Below are 18447 nucleotides of genomic sequence, written 5' to 3'. Positions count from 1 at the left end.
TGAATAGTCCGAATGATTCGGATCTGACGCTGGTTTCACGGCACCCCCCGTGCCGTGCTCGCTGGTGTCGAAACTCACGGCAAACCGGTGGCGGCGCGACCGTGCTCCACCGCGACGGCAGGGTGTGAGGAATGAACTCGTACGGTGATCCCAGCTCCTCGCGCGGCCGGGCCCGGATTCCGGGCCAGGACGACCCGGGGCAGGCGGACGACGGGTACCGCCGCCCGGGTGGTGATCCGCGCGGAGTCAACTGGTCAGCCGGACCGGACGGTGCCGGCCCGTCGGCCCGTGCCGCGGTCGGCGGGCGGGCCTCGGTCGGCGGCTCGGCGAGCGTGCCGCCGCGTGGCGGATCCGCCGCCGGCTCGGCCTCCGTCGGCCGCGCCGGCCCCGGCCGCGCCTCGGTGCCGGTCTCCCCGGCTCCCGGTCGGGCCTCGGTGCCGGTCTCGCCGGCCCCGGGCCAGGGCGGGCGTGCGTCCGTGCCGGTCTCGCCAGCTCCCGGCCGAGCCTCGGTCGGCGCGGCGGGCGGTCGGGCAAGTGTCGGCTCCGCCTCCGTGGGCGGCCGGGCCGCGGTGGCCCGGGCGAGTGTCGGCGGGCCAGGTGGTCCCGGCGGGCCGGGCGGCCCCACCAGTCCCGGTCGTGGCGGCCGTGACCCGGGCGCGGCGGCCCGGTCCCGCAAGCGCAAGCGGATGAACATGTTCATCGCGGGCTTCGCGGTCTTCATCATGCTGGCCGGCGTCGGCGTCGTCGGGTTCACCTACTACTCGACCAACGTGGTGCTGCCCAAGGAAATCCCGCTGCCGCTCTCCACCACCGTCTACGCCAAGGACGGCAAGACCCTGGTGGCCAAGCTCGGCAACGAGAACCGCACCTTCGTCACCATCAACGACATCCCGCAGCATGTGCAGGACGCCGTCGCCGCCGCCGAGGACCGCAACTTCTACCGGCACTCGGGCGTGGACTACAAGGGCATCGCGCGGGCAGCCTGGAACAACCTCTCCGGCGGCGACAAGCAGGGCGCCTCGACCATCACCCAGCAGTACGCCCGCAACGCCTACGAGAACCTCCAGGACGACAGCTACGCCCGGAAGGTGAAGGAGGCGATCCTCGCCTCCAAGCTGAACGACAACTTCACCAAGAACCAGATCATGGAGAACTACCTCAACGTGATCTACTTCGGCCGGGGCGCGTACGGGGTCGAGGCGGCGGCGCAGACGTACTTCGGCGTCAGGGCCAACAAGCTCACCGTCGCGCAGGGCGCGGTGCTCGCCGCCCTGATCAAGCAGCCGGTCGCCAGCGACACCCACCAGGGGTACGACCCGGAGGTCAACCCGACCGACGCCAAGTCCCGTTGGGAATACGTGATCAGCGGCATGGTCGAGGAGGGCTGGCTGGACGCGCCGGGGCGGGAGCCGCGCCCCACCGAGTACCCGAAGGTCCAGAAGGCCAAGAAGGACAACGGCTTCGGCGTCGCCTCCCCGCGCGGCAACGTGATCAACTACGTCCGCAAGGAGATGGAGGAGTGGGGCCTCTGCTCCAACTCCGGCGCAGCGGACAAGCCCAGCTGCGTCACCGAGCTGCGTGAGGGCGGCTACCGGATCACCACCACCATCGACCCCAAGATGCAGAAGGCGCTGGAGGAGATCGCTCAGGTAGGCCGCAAGGGGTCGTTCCTGGCGGACCAACCGAAGAACCTGATGCCGGCGGTGGTCTCCGTCGAGGCGAAGACCGGTCGGGTGCTGGCCTACTACGGCGGTAACAGCGGCGCGGACTTCGACTACGCGGGCATCAACACCGACAGCAATGGCGCCCTCGTCGGTGGACACCCGCCGGGATCGTCGTTCAAGGTCTACACCCTCGCCGCGGCAATCGACGCCGGCATCTCGGTGAAGTCGCACTGGGACGCGACCCCGTTCAAGCCGGAGGGCTTCGCGAACGAAATCGTCAACGCCGGCCGTGACCTGCGGGGGCGCTGCAACAACTACTGTTCGCTCGAAGAGTCGACGATCCTCTCGTACAACGTGCCGTTCTTCCACATCGCCGAGGAGATTGGCACCGACAAGGTGGTCGACATGGCCCGGCGGGCCGGCGTGCGCACCATGTGGACCGTCGAACCGGTGAAGGCGTACGACCTGATCAAGAACAAGCCGAAGGATCTCGCGCCGAGCAAGTTCGACCGGGTGGCCGCCTACGGCCAGTACCCGATCACCGTGCTCGACCATGCCAACGGCCTGGCCACGCTCGCCAACAGCGGTCGGTACAACAAGGCGCACTTCGTGCGTACCGTGGAGCGGCAGAACAAGTCCACCGGCAAGTGGGACAAGGTCGCCGGCACGGGTGAGAAGCTCGATCCGAAGCAGGTGATCCGCCCAGAGGTCGCCGACGAGGTGACCGCGGTGCTCAAGGAGATCCCAGGCAAGAACAACGCCAGCCTGGCCGGCCGGCAGGCGGCCGGCAAGACCGGTACCTGGGAACTCAACGGCACCGACAAGAACCAGGACGCCTGGATGGTCGGCTACGACAAGAACGTCGCCACGGCGGTGTGGATCGGTAGCCGCGATACGAAGAAACGGGCCATCGTCGACCGGAACAACAGCAACATCGGCGGTGGAAGTTTGCCGGCGCAGCTGTGGAAGCGGTACATGGACGAGGCGCTCAAGGGCTACGACCCGTCCGAGCTGCCGAACATCAGCGGGATCGGTGACCAGGAAGCCGGTAACGGCGTGCCGCCCGCCCCGCCGGCCACGCCCGACCAGCCCCAGTGCGAGCCGCAGGACATCTTCTGCGTGATCAATGGCGGGAACAACGGCGGTGACCGCGGCAACGGCCGGGGTAACAACGGCGGAGGTAACAACGGCGGGGGCAACACCCCGACCGATCCCCTCCCCGGTGATCCGGGACAGGGCGGTGGCGGTGGCGGGCTGCTGCCACCGAGAACGACGAACCGGGAGTGATCCCGTGAAGGCCGAGGGCGACCGGAGAGCTGTCCGGTCGCCCTCGGCGTTATTCCGGGAAGCAGCCGAGTTTCGACTTCTACGCGGTCAACTGATACGGCAGGATGCACGGTCATGAGCACCCAGTCGACGCCAGGCATCGATGAACCCGGTGTCCCCGACCACCCGTCCCGCTCCGACGGCTTCGTCCGGGGGCTCTCCGGGCTGATCGGCGGGCCACTCGGTGACCACGCGGTGGCGCGTGACCGGCGAAGCGGCGGGGAGCGTCGGTTCTGGACGGCCGTCCGGATCGTCCTGGCGCTGACCTGCCTCACGCTCGCCCTGCACTGGGTGCAGAAGTCGCCCTGCCAGGACGGCGCGTGGGCGGACAACGAGCAGTACACCCGGTTCTGCTACACCGACGTGCTGGCGCTCTACTACGCCGAGAACCTCAACCACGGCGCCGTGCCGTACCGCGACCACCCCGTCGAGTACCCGGTGCTGACCGGATACTTCATGGGGGCGCTCGGGCTGCCGGTACACGCGGTCGGCGAGGGTAACCCCGCGATCAACCAGGGGCAGTGGTTCTACAACCTCAACGCACTCGTGCTCGGTGCGCTGGCAGTGGCCACGGTGGCGGTGCTCCTGGCGTTGCGTCGCCGACGGCCCTGGGACGCCGCCCTCTTCGCGCTCGCCCCCGCGTTGCTGCTCACCGCCACCGTCAACTGGGACTTCCTCGCCATCGGGCTGGCCGCGCTCGGCTTGCTGGCCTGGGCCCGCAGCCGTCCCGCGCTGGCCGGCGTGCTGATCGGGCTCGCCGGTGCGGCGAAGATGTGGCCACTGTTCATCCTCGGGCCGATCCTGGTGCTCGCATTGCGCGCCGGCCGCCTCCGTGCCGCGCTGACCGCGATCGGCACCGCGGTGGTGGCGGTGGTGGCGGTGAACCTTCCGGTGGCGATCCCCTACCGGGAGAACTGGAACAGGTTCTTCGAGCTGAACACCGACCGGCCGATCGACTGGGGGACCTTCTGGTACATCGGGCGTTACCTGGACGGCAAGTTCGGTGACCCCGGCAGCCAGGGACCGTTCCAGTGGCTCGACGCCAACATCCCCACCCTCAACTACCTGTCGTACGCGCTCTTCGGGCTGGCCTGCCTCGGCATCGGCGCGCTCGCGTTGCTCGCACCGCGCCGGCCCCGGCTCGGTCAGCTCGCCTTCCTCGTGGTCGCCGTGTTCCTGATCTTCAGCAAGGTCTGGTCGCAGCAGTTCGTGCTCTGGCTGCTGCCGCTGGTGGTGCTCGCCCGGCCCAAGTGGGGAGCCTTCCTGGTCTGGCAGGTGGCCGAGGTCTGCTACTTCGTCGCCTTCTACGGCGAACTGCTCGGCGCGTCGACCGGCCGGCCCGTCTTCCCGGAGGGCGTCTTCGTGCTGGCCGCGAGCCTGCGCCTGGTCACGGTGGTGGCGCTGGTCGTCCTGGTCGTGCGGGAGATCCTGCACCCCGAGCGGGACGCGGTACGCCGCACCTACCCGGACGACCCGGACGGCGGCGTGCTCGACGGCGCCCCGGACGTGCCCTGGCTCGACCGCCTACGGCAGCGCCGGAGCGGCACCGACCCCTCCCCGGCCCCTGTTCCTGCCGTCACGTGATCCGGCGGATGAAGCTCAGAGTCGGAAGACCACGGTCGAGCCCATCTCCTCGCGGGTGACGCCCAGCCCGTCCAGCGGTGCGTCGACGCTGATCTCCCACGGCGTGCCGACGATCTGGTCGCGCATCACCAGGACGTTGCGTACGCCGAGGGTGCGCAGGTAGTCGACGCTGGTCTGGTCGGGGAAGGTCATCGTGACCCGGCGTACGTCGTCCAGTTGCCGCGGGGTGAAGCCGCTGCCTCCGTTGACGATCTGCTGGAACCGGGTGGTCGACCAGAGCATGATCGGCTGGTCGTGGTTCTGCCCGCTCGGCAGCACCAGCAGTGGGCCGTCGACCGCCCGCATGGCGGCCGGCTGCGGTGGCACCACCGGATGCGGCGTGGTGTTCGTTCCTTCGGCGACGACCAGGAGCAGCGGCACCAGCGTGGCCAGGCGCAGCCACGGGCTCGGCCAGGAAGGGATCCGTTCGGCGGAGATCTCCCGGACCCGCCTGGCGAACGCACTGACCGCGCCCGCCGCGAGCAGCCCGAGCAGCAAAGTGGCCCAGAGCATCAGCCGGCCCGGCGTACGGATGCCGCTCCAGCCGGGCAGGTGATCGAAGAGCGGTGCGTAGGTGAAGTGCCCGCCGAAAAATTCGGTGCCCATCGACAGGGCCATCGTCACCAGCACCCCGGCGAGCAGCAGCAAGCGTTGGCGAACCGTCCAGATCGAGAAGAACAGGCCACCGATGGCCAGCGCGTAGAGCACGAAGCCGGGCAGCAGCGTCATCTCCGGGTGCCAGGGCAGGAGCGCGCGGGCACCCTCGTGCAACCCGCCCCACAGTCGGGACTCGGCGGGGGCGGTGACGAAGCCGCTCGCCGGGGGTGAGAAGACGGCGATGTCACCGATGGTCCGTTCCGCGTTCGGATGCAGTTGCGTGACGGTGAAGTACGGGATGGCCATCAGGACACCCACCCCGGCGAAGATCAGCCCACCGATCAGGTCGGCGACGAAGAGGCGCTGACCGAAGGGTCGCTTCAACCGCCAGAAGATCCGCTTCGCGTACCAGATGACCGCGGCCACGACCACCGCGCCGGCCAGGACGTACGCGAACACCAGGCCGATGCCGAAGCCGAGACTCAGCTGCCAGGCCGCCACCAGCCAGCCTGCGTACACCCAGCCGTCGTGCCGGCGCTCGGGACGGTAGCCGTGCCGCAGTGACCAGCCGTGCCCCCGGGCGAGCATGGCCAGCGCCAGCGGGATACCCCCGTTGGAGACCACGTGCAGGTGCCCGGCCTGGGCCAGCAGCCACGGCGCGTAGGTGTAGCTGACGCCGGCCACCGCGGCACCGATCCGCCCCGCGCCCAACTGCCGGGCCAGCACGTACGCGCCGAAGGTGGCGAGCGCGTGCGCCAGCACGAACATGATGTTGTAGCGGATGAGGGCGGCCTCCGGGCCGGTACCGATCATCCCGGCCGGCGCGTACCCGAGCAGCGTGTCGGAGAAGGCGAAGCTCCACCGTTCCGGGTAGAACGCGTTGGCGTGCCACAGCTGGGTCGGATCGGTCAGCAGGATGTGCCCGGACCAGGCCATCTGCCAGGCTTGCAGGCTCGGGTCCCAGTAGTCCTGCGGCAGCGTGTGCCGGGCGTACCACAGCGTTGGCCAGGTCATCAGCACGGCCAGCGCCAGCGAACCGAGGGCGGCCAGGGTCCACTCGTGGATCAGGAGCCGGCCGAGCCGGCGGCCGAGCCGCCCGTACCAGGTGGGTACCGGCTCGGGTGCCGGCCCGAAGGCGGCCCACCGATCCGGCTTGCTACCGGCGCTGGCCGGGGCACCGGCCTGGTCCTTGCTGCTGCCGCCCCCGTCTCCGTCCTTCGTGCTGGCCTCGTCCCCGTCCTTGGCGCTCGCCTCGTCGTGGCCGCCGCTACCGCTGGCCTTGTCCGGGTCGGTCCTCTCCGTGGTCATGCCGCCGACGTCTCCCCACCGAGTTGCCCGCGCAGGAAGGCGATGTCGCCGCTCTGCCCCTCGGCTCCGCCCGGCGTCTCCACGATGGCCGGTGCGCCGGCCGCCCGGATCACCGCCACCACGAGATCGGGGTCGATGGTGCCGTCGCGCAGGTTGTCGTGGCGGTCCCGTCCCGACCCGAACCCGTCCTTGGAGTTGTTGGCGTGCACCAGGTCGATCCGTCCGGTGATCGCCTTCACCCGGTCCACCAGGCCGAGAAGCTCCTCACCGCCGGCATGTGCGTGGCAGGTGTCGAGACAGAAGCCGACCTCGTGGTCACCGATGGCATCCCACAGTCGGGCGAGCGCGTCGAGCCGTCGGGCGCAGGCGTTCTCACCGCCGGCGGTGTTCTCGATCAGCACGGGCAACCCGAAGCCGCCCGATTCCGCCGCGTAGGCCAGGGCCTTGCGCCAGTTGTCGAACCCGGTGGCGGGATCGTCGCCGGCGTTGACGTGCCCGCCGTGCACCACCAGCCCCTTGGCGCCGATCGCCGCGGCCGCCTTCGCGTGGGCGAGGAGCAGCTTGCGGCTGGGGATCCGGATGCGGTTGTTGCCGGTGGCCACGTTTACCACGTATGGCGCGTGCACGTAGAGGTCGACGCCGGCCGCCCGCAGCCGCTCCGCGTCCTCTCGGGGCGGTGGCGACTTCCAACCCTGCGGGTCGGAGAGGAAGAACTGCACGGCGTCGGCCGCTCGGGCGGTCGCCTCCGCCAGTGGGTCGGTCGGATCGACGTGGGCTCCGATACGCATGCAGGGGAGCCTACGTCGAGCGCCTGACAGCTGGGGTGACGCCCACCGCGCCGGTCGCGTCACCGCGTACTCCGGAGGTCGTTGATCCTGGTGGATCCGTTGACCAGCCGATCTGGCCGGTTGGGAATATTGTCGGTAATTCTGGGATTTGCCCCATGAAGCACTGGCTTCCGCGATAACGTCAGGTAACAACGTGATAAAGCTCCGCGGGGCGTCTCCGGTCCAACCTCATCGGTGTGGTCGTTCCTCCCCAGGTCCCACCCAAGGAATGCGGACGAGGCGCCCCGCGGTCACGTGACCGGGGGTCCGTGCCGACAGCGACGTCGGCCACGGACCCCCGGTTCGCTGTGCCCGTCACCTCGGTGATGGTGATCGTCAGGGCCGGGTATCCTGGTCCGGTTGTCCGCTCCCGGGCCGGGTTCCCCCGGATCGGGACGGCGACGACGCACGACCTCCTGCCACGGAAGGACCGTGGCCGCTTAGCCCACAGGAGGTGAGCACGTCTTGCGTCATTACGAGATCATGGTGATCCTCGACCCCAGCCTCGAGGAGCGCACCGTCGCCCCGTCGCTCGACACGTACCTGAACGTGATCAGGACCGCGGGTGGCTCGGTGGAGAAGACCGACGTGTGGGGCCGCCGGCGCCTCGCGTACGAGATCAACAAGAAGGCCGAGGGCATCTACGCCGTCGTCGACCTCCAGGCAACGCCGGAGGCGGTGGCAGAGCTGGATCGTCAGCTGCGACTCAACGAGTCGGTGCTGCGCACCAAGGTCATCCGTCCCGAAATGCGCTGAGCATTCCACCCAGCCCCACCCGGATCAGCCTCATCGGTGCTGTCGGAGGGTTCTGAGAACCTGTACGGCGGGAACGGATGAGTGCGCGAGGAGATGGTCATGGCAGGAGACACCACCATCACGGTCATCGGCAACCTGACCGATGACCCCGAGTTGCGGTTCACCCCCTCCGGTGCCGCGGTCGCCAAGTTCCGGGTCGCTTCGACGCCCCGGTTCATGGACCGGCAGACCAACGAGTGGAAGGACGGCGAGCCGCTGTTCCTCTCGTGCACCGTCTGGCGGCAGGCCGCGGAGCATGTGGCGGAGTCGCTGCAACGCGGCGCCCGCGTGATCGTCTCGGGCCGGCTGCGTCAGCGGTCGTACGAGACCCGCGAGGGTGAGAAGCGCACCGTCATCGAACTGGAGGTCGACGAGATCGGCCCGTCGCTGCGCTACGCCACGGCGAAGGTGCAGAAGATGTCCCGCTCCGGTGGCGGTGGCGGCGGCTTCGGTGGCGGTGGTGGCGGTGGTGGTGGCCAGGGCGGCGGCGGAGGCAACTTCGACGACCCCTGGGCTTCGGCCGCACCAGCCCCCTCGCGTTCGGGTGGCGGCAACTTCGACGAGGAGCCTCCGTTCTAATGGCGCCGAGCGCCCGTGATCGTAAACCAGGAGCAAGAGCAATGGCGAAGGCTGCGGCACTGCGCAAGCCGAAGAAGAAGGTGAACCCGCTCGACAAGGACGGGATCACCTACATCGATTACAAGGACACCGCGCTGCTGCGCAAGTTCATCTCCGACCGCGGCAAGATCCGCGCTCGGCGGGTGACCGGCGTGACCTCGCAGCAGCAGCGGCAGATCGCCCGTGCGGTCAAGAACGCCCGTGAGATGGCGCTCCTGCCGTACACCGCGACGGCCCGCTGAGAGGAGGTGCCGACATGAAGATCATCCTGACTCAGGAGGTGTCCGGGCTCGGTGCCCCGGGCGACATCGTGGAGGTCAAGAACGGCTACGGCCGTAACTACCTGCTCCCGCAGGGCTTCGCGATCGCCTGGACCAAGGGCGCGGAAAAGCAGGTCACGCTCATCAAGCGGGCCCGCTCGGCCCGCGAGATCCGCGACCTCGGCCACGCCAACGAGGTGAAGAGCCAGCTTGAGGGCCTCAAGGTCAACCTGAAGGCCCGTGCCGGCGACGGTGGTCGGCTCTTCGGCTCGGTCACCTCGGCCGAGATCGTCGACGCCGTCAAGGCGGCCGGCGGTCCCGCGCTCGACCGCCGCCGGCTGGAGCTCTCCGGTCACATCAAGTCGATCGGGTCGCACCCGGTGCGGATCAAGCTGCACCCCGAGGTGACCGCCACGTTCAACCTCAACGTCCTGCAGGGCTGAGCCCCGCGGCACGCATCCGACAGGGCCCGCACCGTTTATTTGGTGCGGGCCCTGTCGCATCCGTACGTCCCCAGCTGCCGCCGACACCGACCCGTCTGCGTCAATCCGGGTGGGCCGCGTGACGGGACCGTCGCACCGGGTCGGGCCGCGCGCTGTGGCGGCGGCGGTCACCCGATGGGCTGGCCGGTCACCGCGCTGATCATCACCGTGGACAGGCCACCGCCGACCACCGCGGCGGCGAGCGCCACAGTGGTCGGCCGCCACGTGGTGCCTACCCGACGCAACAGCATCGCGACCGCCAGGCTGCTGGCCAGGGCCAGCCCGAACCTCGGTATGCCGGCGACCATCGACCCGAAGGCGCGTGCCCGCGGCGATTCGCACCCGCCGCCGCTGATGTCGGTCACGCAGCCGAGCGGTGGCGCGCCATCGAGCGTCAGCAACCAGATGAAGATCACCACCGCCGGCAGGAGATAGCAGGCGGCGGTGTAGAGCAGTGGCAGCCATGGACCGCCAGGATCCGGATCGAGCAGATCGTCTTCCAGGCGACGGTTCCAGCTACCGGTGCTGACCGCCTCGATCCCTCGCCGTACGGCGGCTATCCCGACCGGCCGCGCGGCCGGGGCCGGAGAGGGACGTCGTCGCGGTGCCGGGCGCGGCCGGGGCGCGGTGTAGCCGACTACCGGCGACCGCGGCGCCGCCGCACTCGCGTCGACCCAGCGGGGATCGTCGCCCGCCAACCGGGTCCCAGGCCAGAAGCCGTCCTGCGCCGGCTCCGGCCGGCCAGCCGAGGACCACTGCTCGGCACCGGACGCGGCACCCGAGCGCGGCGGTGCCGTACGGTCCCAACGATCCGGGTCCGAGTAGCCGTCCCACCGGTTGGGGGGCGGCTGCCGTTCCCGCCGATCGGCCTCCGGGTCGCGGTCCCACTGGCCGGTGGTGTCGGGCTGAAGCCACTGGCCGGTGCTGTCCGGTTCGAGCCACTGGTCCGTGGCGGCCGTCTGGAGCCACTGGCTCGTGCTGTCGGCGTCCCAGGGATCGGTCGGCTCTGCCGTACGACGGTCGGTGCCGGTCGGCTGCTGCCACGCGTGCAGGCCGGAGGCATCCCACGGATCGACCTCCGGCCGGCGACCCGCCGACTCCGCCCTCCGCTCCCGGGGCTCCGCCGACCGTCCCCGAGGCTCGGCCGACCGTGCCCGGGGCTCCGTTGACCGTGCCCTCGGCTCGGTCGACCGCGCCCGGGGCTCCGGGGACGGTTCGGCAGATTCCAGCGCCCGCCGCCGGCGTCGCTGGGCCGGCGGAGCGGCCGGCTCCGAATCGGCGGCCTGCTTGTCTTCCTCCTCCAGCGCCGACCAGGTCACCTGGCGGCGGCGGGACTGCGCCCGGCGGGGACGGCTCTGCGGCGTCACGCCCGACACCGGGTCGTCCTCCTCGGCCCGACGGCTGCCGACGTATCCCTCCTCCTGTGGACGCTCGAAGGTCCACTCCCGGGTGTGGTCGGCCTCTGCGGCGGCGGGAGGCGGGGTTTCGCGCCAGCTCGACTCGATGGCCCGCTGGCTCCGGACGGGCGCGGACGAGCGCCAACTGCCGCCGTAGCGCGGCCCGTCGCCATCGTCGTCTTCGTCCGGCGCGGCGTGCCGGCCACCACCGTCCACAGTCTCGACGCCCGACTCCAGCGCCCAACGAGGCAGGTACGGCTCTGCCGGCTCCTCCTGCCCACGCTCGATGGCGCGTCGACGGCTCGGGGTGCGATAGCGCTCGACGGCGGAGTCGTAACGATCAGCCGGAGGGCTGTCGACGGGATCAGCCCACGAAGCGGCCGACCGTCGCTCGCGCGGGCCGTCCTCCCCGCGTGCCCAGTCCCGGTAACTCACGGCCGGAGCGTGACCCTTCTCAACCGAAAGCGCAATCCGCTGTCCAGGTGTAGCCGTAGGCCACCGATCCTACCCCGACGATCGGGACAAAGCCCTAGCCGGAAATTCTCGTCCACAGGCTGGGGATGGCTTTTGCCCAGTTCACAGTCGTGCTGTGGAGAAATCCCCACCTGTTATCCACAACCCTGTGCACACCCTGCGCACATGCTTGCGTACCCGTGTCCACAGGTTGTCCCGAGGCTCGTCCACCGCTGCGGTTGAGTGGCTGACCTCGGGTTCCGTATCGTTAGCCCCCGACCAGCCGCCCCGATGGCCCCCGATCGACGCGGACGGTCGATGTTTGTCGCACCCGGGCGGTAAGCCTGGACCGATCCGACGCAGTGGAGGGGGGCCCGGTGTCGGTCACCGACGACATGCGGACGGAGTCGTTTCCCGGCGGCGGGCAGCCATCCGGCCCGGCGCCGCGCGATGGTCAGTTCGACAAGACGCCACCCCAGGACGTGGCCGCCGAGCAGTGCGTCCTGGGTGGCATGTTGCTGTCCAAGGACGCCATCGCCGACGTTGTCGAGATCCTCAAGACCAACGACTTCTATCGGCCGGTGCACGCCACCATCTTCGACACCATCCTGGAGATCTACGGCCGGGGCGAACCGGCCGACGCGATCACCGTCGCGGCGGCCCTGGCCGACTCCGGCGACCTGGCCCGGGTGGGCGGCGCTCCGTACCTTCACACGCTCATCGCCAGCGTGCCGACCGCGGCGAACGCCGCCTACTACGCGCGCATCGTCAGTGAGCGGGCGGTGCTGCGACGACTGGTCGAGGCCGGCACCAGGATCGTCCAGCTCGGGTACGGCACCGCGAGCGGCGGTAGCCGCGACGTCGACGACATCGTCGACCTGGCCCAGCAGGCCGTCTACGACGTGACCGAGCGGCGGGTCAGCGAGGATTTCGCCATCCTCGCCGACATGCTCCAGCCAACTCTGGACGAGATCGAGGCGGTCGGCGCCCAGGGCGGCGTGATGACCGGCGTGCCCACCGGCTTCACCGACCTGGACCGCCTGCTCAACGGCCTGCACGCGGGCCAGTTGATCATCGTGGCCGGCCGCCCTGGTCTCGGCAAATCGACCGCAAGCATGGACTTCGCTAGGAATGCGGCTATTCGGACAAACCAAGCGGCGGCGATCTTCTCGCTGGAAATGAGCAAGGTCGAGATCGTCATGCGGCTGCTCTCGGCCGAGGCGCGGGTGCCGCTGCATGTGCTGCGCAGCGGGCAGCTTTCCGACGACGACTGGACGAAGCTGGCCCGCTGCATGGGTGAGATCAGCGAGGCGCCGCTCTTCGTCGACGACACGCCGAGCATGAACCTGATGGAGATCCGGGCCAAGGCCCGCCGGCTCAAGCAGCGGCACGACCTCAAGCTGATCGTGGTCGACTACCTCCAGCTGATGACCTCACCAAAGCGCACCGAGAGCCGGCAACAGGAAGTCGCGGACCTGTCCCGGGGCCTCAAGCTGCTCGCCAAGGAGGTCGAGTGTCCGGTGATCGCGGTCAGTCAGCTGAACCGTGGCCCGGAGCAACGCACCGACAAGCGACCCCAACTGTCTGATTTGCGGGAAAGTGGGTCAATTGAGCAAGATGCTGACGTTGTGATACTTCTGCATCGCGACGACTATTACGACAAGGAATCTCCTCGTGCTGGGGAAGCGGATTTCATAATCGCCAAGCACAGAAATGGCCCGACCGACACTGTGACGGTCGCCGCCCAACTGCACCTGTCGCGCTTCGTGGACATGGCGATCGGATGAGTTATCCGCAGGACTGAGCCGGGCTGGCCCGATCCAACGGACGGGTGTGGTGGGCGACCGGACCGAAGAGCGGCCCGGTCGTCGCGGAGGCTCAGCCGAACATGTCGTCGAGGAAGCTCTTCCGCTTCTTGCGCCGGTAGTGCCCGTGGTAGCCGTAGTGCTGGGGGCTGCCGTAGGCGGGTGCCGGCGCCGGGTAGCCGTGCGCTGGCGGCACCGCGCCGTAGCCCGGCTGGTGCGGCGCGGGAGCAGCGGGCGGTGGCGGGTAGCCGCCCTGAGGAGCAGTGGGCTGGGGAGCACCCGGGGCCTGTCGCGCGCTCCAGTTGGCCTCGGCCTCGAACAGCTTCTCCAACTCGCCGCGGTCGAGGAAGATCCCCCGGCACTCGCCACACTGGTCGATGACGACTCCGCTGCGCTCGTACTGGCGCATTTCTCCGTGGCACTTGGGACAGGTCAGGCTCATCACCCGACGGTACCTGGTCGGCTCACGCGGTAGCGGTCAGCGCCTCCGTGACCTCGTCATCGGAGACCTCGTGGAAGTCGTCGTAGTACGCCCCGACCGCTGCGAAGGTGGGCGGTCGCTGGACGCAGATCACCTGATCGGCCTCGACGGCCAGCATCTCGTACGCCTCCTGCGAGCCGACCGGGACGGCGACCACGACGCGGCGGGCACCGAGGTGGCGGGCCACCTGGACGGCCGCACGGGCGCTCGCCCCGGTGGCCAGCCCGTCATCGACGATCACCGCGATGCGGCCGGTCAGGTCCAGCGGGGCGCGCCCGGCCCGGTAGCACTGCTCGCGCCGGTCCAACTCCTCCTGCTCCCGGTGCTGGACGCCGGCGATGTCGCCCGGGTCGAGCTGGCTGGCGACCGCGTCGTTGAGCACGCGTACCCCGGCGGGACCGAGCGCCCCGAAGGCGACCTCGGGAGCCCACGGCATGCCGAGCTTGCGAACGACCAGCACATCCAGCGGCGCGCCGAGGCGTTCGGCGATGACCCGGGCCACCGGCACGCCACCGCGTACCAGGCCGAGCACGACGACATCCGGTTCGCCGATCAGGGCGGTCAGTCGGTCGGCGAGCACCCGGCCCGCCTCGGTGCGGTCGCGGTACGCGGTCATGCCCTCAGGTCTACGCCCTGCGGGCGGTCTTCGCTCGCCGGTTGCCGGATCCCGGGAACGTCGAGCGCGGGTACCCAGAGCAGGAACGCGATCGGGTACAGCAGGTAGCCGAACCGGGTGGTGGGCATCAGCAGGATCGCCGCGAGCAGCCCGTACGCGCAGACCAACGCGGCGGCCGGGGCGGTGCGGGGTGGGCGGCGGGTGAGCCGGAGGGCGATGGCCAGCCCGGCCGCGATCAGCAGCACGGCGGCGACGGCTCGACCGGCCGGCAGCGCGGTGGCGATCAGTTGTCCGGGGAAGGGTGACTGCGCCGGGCTGGAGACCAGCCCGTGCCCGAGGGGGAACCGCAGCACGTTCTCCACCAGTGCGTCGTGGTCGACCAGCAGGGTGGGCAGCAGCGCGGCGGCGGGCAGCCCCAGCGCGCCCGCGGTGACCCGCCGGCCGGCCCGCCGGGTGAGCCCCCAGATGATCAGTACCGCGGCGATCGGCCAGGCGAAGAGCTTCAATGCGCCGGCCAGCCCGACGGCGAGGCCGGCCCGACCGGGACGTCCGGTCGCGGCGAACGCGAGCGAGAGCAGGCAGAGCGCGAGTACGGGCAGGTCGTCTCCGCCGGTGGCCAGGGTCAACGCGCAGATCGGCAGGACGGTGGCGGCCTGCACCGCGCGCAGCAGGGCGGCGTCGTGGCGGGGCGAGCCGGCTCCGGCGATGGGCTGCCGCAGGAGGCGCAGGGCGAGGACGAGGGCCAGCGCGGTGCCGACGGCGAACCAGATCCGGGCGTCGGTCCACCAGGCGTCGACGGCTGCGCGGGGCAGCCCGAACAGGGCCATCCCCGGCTGGTACGGGGTGTAGCCGAGCAGTTGGTGATCGGGGGGTAGCGCGGCGATGGCGTCCGGTCCCAGGTACGGCGTGCCGGTTTCCAGCAGGCGCCGGCCGGATCCCTCGACGACCAGCACCTCCTCCTGCGCCCGGTCGGTCCGCCCGGACGCGCGTTGCACGCTCTGCCAGAGCAGGGGCAGCAGGACGGTGCCGGCCACGGCGAGGGCGGTCACCAGCCCGCGGGCGGCCGTCCCGGCCAGCGGGGACGTCGGTCGTCTGTGCCGGACGAGGAGTTGACCTGCGGCAAGGGTCGCGGCGGCGAGGTAGCCCAGGGCTGCGATTCCGCCCCAGGCGCGGTGCGGCACGAGGGTCGAGGTGGCGGCGGTGACCGCGGCGAAGGCGGCCGAGACGGTGTAGAGGCCGAGGTCAAGGGTGAGACCGCCGGCGGCGTGGTCGAGCCGGCGCCACCACCGGGGGCGGTGGTCGGTCGGGGCGGCGGTGCTCATCGGGGCAGTGTTCCAGAGACGGTCGAGAAACCGCGCGGCGGCTGCGGCTCCGCCTCGCTCGCTCCGGGCATTCTCGACAGCTCAGGCTGGCTGGTGCCGGCCACGGCCCCCCTGCCGGCGGCCCTGCGGCAGTCGGACCACTGCGCCGGCGTCGTGCAGCGGGACGGCGAGGGCGCCGGGTCGGCCCCCGGTGCCGCGCTGGAGCGTGGCGAGCAGCGCCCCGGCGGCGAGCGGGCGGGCGAAGAGATGGCCCTGGCCGGCGGTGCAGCCGAGTTCCCAGAGGGCGAGGCGTTGGGCCTCCTGCTCGACCCCTTCGGCCACCACCGCGAGGTCGAGGCTGCGACCGAGATCCAGGGTGGAGCGGATGATGGCGGCGGCTTCGGCGGAGGACTCCATGGCGGTCACGAAGCTGCGGTCGATCTTCAGCTCGTGTACCGGGATCCGGGAGAGCAGGGACAGCGAGGAGTAGCCGGTGCCGAAGTCGTCCAGCGCGAGCCGGACACCGGAGTCGCGCAGTCGGGTGAGCGTCTGGTCGACCACGTCGAGTTGGCTGAGTGTGAGGGTTTCGGTCAGCTCCAGCACGAGCCGGTCGGGGGGCAGGTCGTGGGCGCGCAGGCGGGCCAGCACCGAGCCGGGGAACCGGGCGTCGAGCAGGCTGCGTGGGGAGACGTTGACCGCCACCGGGACGTCGAAGCCGGCGTCGCGCCACGTGCCGGCGGCGATCAACGCCTGGTTGAGGATCGCCTCGGCGAATGCGGGCAGCAGCCCGGAGCGCTCGACCGCCTCCAGGAAGCGCAGCGGATCGATCATGCCGTGGGTGGGGTGGTGCCAGCGGGCCAGCGCCTCGGCGGCGATGACCTCGCCGGTGCCGAGGTCGACGATCGGCTGGAAGTTGACAGTGAACTCCTGGTCGGCGACCGCGCGGGGCAGTTCGCCGCCGAGGGTGAGGCGGCCGAGGTCGGCGGTGTCCCGGGTCGGTGCGTACGTGGCGATTCGCTGCCCGGCCCGTTTGGCCTGGTACATGGCGACATCCGCCCGGCGCAGCAGTTCGGCGATGCCGCCGGTGGCCGGCGCGGCGGCGATGCCGCCGCTGGCCTCGACGCTGATCTGCATGCCGTCGAGGTCGAACGGCTCGTAGAGCGCGGCCAGCAGTGTCTCGGCCCGGTGGGCGGCCACCGCGGGGGCGGGCAGGGCCCGCAGGAGTACGGCGAACTCGTCGCCGCCGAGCCGGGCGACCAGGTCGTCGGCGCGGGCGGCGGCGCGCAGCCGATCGGCGACCTTTACCAGCATCTGGTCACCGGCGGCGTGGCCGAGGGTGTCGTTGACCTCCTTGAAGTGGTTCAGGTCGATCAGCACCAGTGCGGTGACCCCGTCGGCGTGCCGGTTCTGTAGTTGCTCGTTGCCCTGGTCGAGCAGGTGTCGCCGGTTCGCCAGCCCGGTCAGCGCGTCGTGCGCCGCGGCGTGTGCGTTGGCCTGCGCCACCCGGGCGAGTTCGGCGTACGCCTGGGCGTTGCGGACGGCCGTGCAGAGCGCCGACGCGAAGGTGTGCAGGGTGTACCGCTCCCGTTCGGAGAGCCGCACCGGCCCCTGGAAGCGCAGCCGCAGCATGCCCACGTCGACCGACTTGTCGTGCCCTTCGAGGCGGACAGGTTCCACCGCGCCCTGCACGGTGGTGGGCTCGCCGGTCGGCCCGTCGTAGGTGATGCCGTCGGAGTTGCCGCGTACGAGGCGAGCGGCGTCGCGTAGCTCGATCTCCACCTCGTCGGCGGAGAACAGTTCGGCGGCCCGGGTGACCGCGGTGGTGAGGACCTCGTCCAGTTCGACGACGTTGAGCGCGTCGGTGGTCTGGGCGAGCCGTTGCCACGCCTGGTGTTCGGTGCGACCGCGGACCCTGGTCGAGTAGGCGAGGTGCAGGCTGAGCACGAGCGGCGGCACGGCGAGCAGGAGTCGGGGGTCGGCCTCAAGGATGAGCAGGCTGCCGACGGCGACGCAGAAGCGTACGACGTAGCCCGCGATTCTCAGGTCGAGGTTGTTGCGGAAGCGGGTGGCGACGGGGGTGCCCGAGGCCAGGGCGATCACGGGTATTGCCAGGAACTCGTCGAGCAGGACGGCGACCAGGTAGGCCACCGCGAGTGGCGGGATCAGCTGCCACGGCTGACCGTTGAGACCGTCCCACCCGGCGGCGTCGAGAGCGGCGCCCGCGCCGACGGCCATCAGGACGTTCTTTCCCACGCCGAAGGCGAGCTTGATCGGCGGCAGTTGCAGGGAGGCCAGGGCCACGCCGGCGGCGGTGCACAACACCACCCACGATGTCGGCGCCAGCGCCAGGGCGATGACCAGCGCGGTCTCGTTCCAGCTGATCGAGTGCCCCGTCGACCTGATCCGGATGTCCGTCTTGACGAGGGTCCCGACCGCACTCATGAAGATCAACATCGTCAGTGCGGACAGGTCGTTGAGGGGGGTGGTCAGGGGGGCGGCGGATGCGGCCAGGGCCGAGGCCACCACCGCCACAGTGGCACCCACGACGACGAGACCGACTAGCAGCCGGAGCCGCCGATCGGTCTCATTGTCTCGTCTCGGGGGATGGATCATGCCACTCCTGACGGCTGTCTCCACCGTGGTGACAGCCTACCGTCGGCAGTCCGAAGTCCCGGGGAACAGCTCACGTCCAGTCATTGCCGCGCATGCCAGGCCTCCTTAGATCCATGCCCCAGATCTCCGAGGAGATCTCGTTCGATGACGAAAGTGAGGCTAAGTCGTGGCAGACCGGCCATGCCAGAATAAATGTTACAATATGCAAGATTAGTCAATTGCGTTACCATTCATGACGTTCTGTCATAAGAGTTATGCGGAGCGCATCGACAGATGTGGTC

Annotated in this window: 14 protein-coding genes; 7 read left to right on the top strand and 7 right to left on the bottom strand. The window is 70.3% G+C overall.

Annotated features, from left to right (window positions below):
* Positions 1–131: 131 nt before the first annotated feature.
* Together ACQPYA_RS31290 and ACQPYA_RS31285 are read left to right on the top strand one after the other, a co-directional pair.
* Positions 132–2951 (top strand): transglycosylase domain-containing protein, encoded by a 2820-nt coding sequence (locus ACQPYA_RS31290; RefSeq protein WP_433530563.1) that lies wholly within the window; start codon positions 132–134, stop codon positions 2949–2951.
* 114 nt (positions 2952–3065) lie between these two features.
* The gene (locus tag ACQPYA_RS31285) at positions 3066–4574 is read left to right on the top strand and encodes a glycosyltransferase family 87 protein (protein ID WP_433530562.1); all 1509 of its coding nucleotides are present in this window, start codon (positions 3066–3068) and stop codon (positions 4572–4574) included.
* Between the two features lie 15 nt (positions 4575–4589).
* Here the strand turns inward: ACQPYA_RS31285 and ACQPYA_RS31280 are convergent, their stop codons facing one another.
* Together ACQPYA_RS31280 and ACQPYA_RS31275 are read right to left on the bottom strand one after the other, a co-directional pair.
* Positions 4590–6518 (bottom strand): hypothetical protein, encoded by a 1929-nt coding sequence (locus tag ACQPYA_RS31280; RefSeq protein ID WP_433530561.1) that lies wholly within the window; start codon positions 6516–6518, stop codon positions 4590–4592.
* Positions 6515–7306 carry a deoxyribonuclease IV gene (locus ACQPYA_RS31275; RefSeq protein WP_433530560.1) on the bottom strand — a complete coding sequence of 264 codons (792 nt, stop codon included), beginning with the start codon at positions 7304–7306 and terminating at the stop codon, positions 6515–6517. Before ACQPYA_RS31275 ends, ACQPYA_RS31280 begins: the two co-directional genes overlap by 4 nt.
* A 504-nt stretch (positions 7307–7810) precedes the next feature.
* Here ACQPYA_RS31275 and rpsF point away from each other — a divergent pair.
* The 4 genes from rpsF (at position 7811) to rplI (ending at position 9461) form a co-directional block, all read left to right on the top strand.
* Entirely contained in the window at positions 7811–8101 is a 291-nt protein-coding gene (gene rpsF, locus ACQPYA_RS31270; RefSeq protein ID WP_013736576.1) for a 30S ribosomal protein S6, read from the top strand.
* An 81-nt stretch (positions 8102–8182) separates the two neighbouring features.
* Positions 8183–8719 carry a single-stranded DNA-binding protein gene (locus ACQPYA_RS31265; protein ID WP_433530559.1) on the top strand — a complete coding sequence of 179 codons (537 nt, stop codon included), beginning with the start codon at positions 8183–8185 and terminating at the stop codon, positions 8717–8719.
* A 41-nt stretch (positions 8720–8760) separates the two neighbouring features.
* Positions 8761–9000, top strand: coding sequence for a 30S ribosomal protein S18 (rpsR, locus tag ACQPYA_RS31260; protein ID WP_007073789.1), 240 nt, complete (start codon positions 8761–8763; stop codon positions 8998–9000).
* 14 nt (positions 9001–9014) lie between these two features.
* Positions 9015–9461: a 50S ribosomal protein L9 gene (rplI, locus tag ACQPYA_RS31255; protein ID WP_433530558.1), complete on the top strand. Its 447-nt coding sequence runs from the start codon at positions 9015–9017 to the stop codon at positions 9459–9461.
* A 167-nt stretch (positions 9462–9628) separates the two neighbouring features.
* On the opposite strand, the gene ACQPYA_RS31250 is transcribed toward rplI, so the two are convergent.
* Positions 9629–11332 (bottom strand): hypothetical protein, encoded by a 1704-nt coding sequence (locus ACQPYA_RS31250; RefSeq protein ID WP_433530557.1) that lies wholly within the window; start codon positions 11330–11332, stop codon positions 9629–9631.
* 413 nt (positions 11333–11745) lie between these two features.
* Between ACQPYA_RS31250 and dnaB the strand changes: the two genes are divergently transcribed.
* On the top strand, positions 11746–13137 hold the full coding sequence (gene dnaB, locus ACQPYA_RS31245; RefSeq protein WP_433533707.1) for a replicative DNA helicase: 1392 nt from the start codon (positions 11746–11748) through the stop codon (positions 13135–13137).
* Between the two features lie 91 nt (positions 13138–13228).
* Here the strand turns inward: dnaB and ACQPYA_RS31240 are convergent, their stop codons facing one another.
* The 4 genes from ACQPYA_RS31240 to ACQPYA_RS31225 form a co-directional block, all read right to left on the bottom strand.
* On the bottom strand, positions 13229–13600 hold the full coding sequence (locus ACQPYA_RS31240) for a zf-TFIIB domain-containing protein (protein WP_433530556.1): 372 nt from the start codon (positions 13598–13600) through the stop codon (positions 13229–13231).
* Between the two features lie 19 nt (positions 13601–13619).
* Positions 13620–14252 carry a phosphoribosyltransferase gene (locus ACQPYA_RS31235; protein WP_433530555.1) on the bottom strand — a complete coding sequence of 211 codons (633 nt, stop codon included), beginning with the start codon at positions 14250–14252 and terminating at the stop codon, positions 13620–13622.
* The gene (locus ACQPYA_RS31230; protein ID WP_433530554.1) at positions 14249–15574 is read right to left on the bottom strand and encodes a glycosyltransferase family 87 protein; all 1326 of its coding nucleotides are present in this window, start codon (positions 15572–15574) and stop codon (positions 14249–14251) included. The genes ACQPYA_RS31235 and ACQPYA_RS31230 overlap by 4 nt, the downstream gene beginning before the upstream one ends.
* 81 nt (positions 15575–15655) lie before the next feature.
* Entirely contained in the window at positions 15656–18166 is a 2511-nt protein-coding gene (locus ACQPYA_RS31225; RefSeq protein ID WP_433530553.1) for a putative bifunctional diguanylate cyclase/phosphodiesterase, read from the bottom strand.
* Positions 18167–18447 lie beyond the last annotated feature (281 nt).

This window comes from Micromonospora sp. CA-263727 (genome assembly GCF_050942455.1).
In the GTDB taxonomy this organism is placed as follows: domain Bacteria; phylum Actinomycetota; class Actinomycetes; order Mycobacteriales; family Micromonosporaceae; genus Micromonospora.
This window is presented reverse-complemented; position numbering and strand designations above follow the sequence as displayed.

Coding starts and splice junctions, on each gene's coding strand:
- rpsR (WP_007073789.1), top strand. CDS start 8,761: ATGGCGAAGGCTGCGGCACTGCGCAAGCCGAAGAAGAAGGTGAACCCG.
- rplI (WP_433530558.1), top strand. CDS start 9,015: ATGAAGATCATCCTGACTCAGGAGGTGTCCGGGCTCGGTGCCCCGGGC.
- ACQPYA_RS31280 (WP_433530561.1), bottom strand. CDS start 6,518: ATGACCACGGAGAGGACCGACCCGGACAAGGCCAGCGGTAGCGGCGGC.
- ACQPYA_RS31290 (WP_433530563.1), top strand. CDS start 132: ATGAACTCGTACGGTGATCCCAGCTCCTCGCGCGGCCGGGCCCGGATT.
- ACQPYA_RS31285 (WP_433530562.1), top strand. CDS start 3,066: ATGAGCACCCAGTCGACGCCAGGCATCGATGAACCCGGTGTCCCCGAC.
- ACQPYA_RS31225 (WP_433530553.1), bottom strand. CDS start 18,166: ATGATCCATCCCCCGAGACGAGACAATGAGACCGATCGGCGGCTCCGG.
- ACQPYA_RS31235 (WP_433530555.1), bottom strand. CDS start 14,252: ATGACCGCGTACCGCGACCGCACCGAGGCGGGCCGGGTGCTCGCCGAC.
- ACQPYA_RS31275 (WP_433530560.1), bottom strand. CDS start 7,306: ATGCGTATCGGAGCCCACGTCGATCCGACCGACCCACTGGCGGAGGCG.
- dnaB (WP_433533707.1), top strand. CDS start 11,746: ATGCGGACGGAGTCGTTTCCCGGCGGCGGGCAGCCATCCGGCCCGGCG.
- ACQPYA_RS31230 (WP_433530554.1), bottom strand. CDS start 15,574: ATGAGCACCGCCGCCCCGACCGACCACCGCCCCCGGTGGTGGCGCCGG.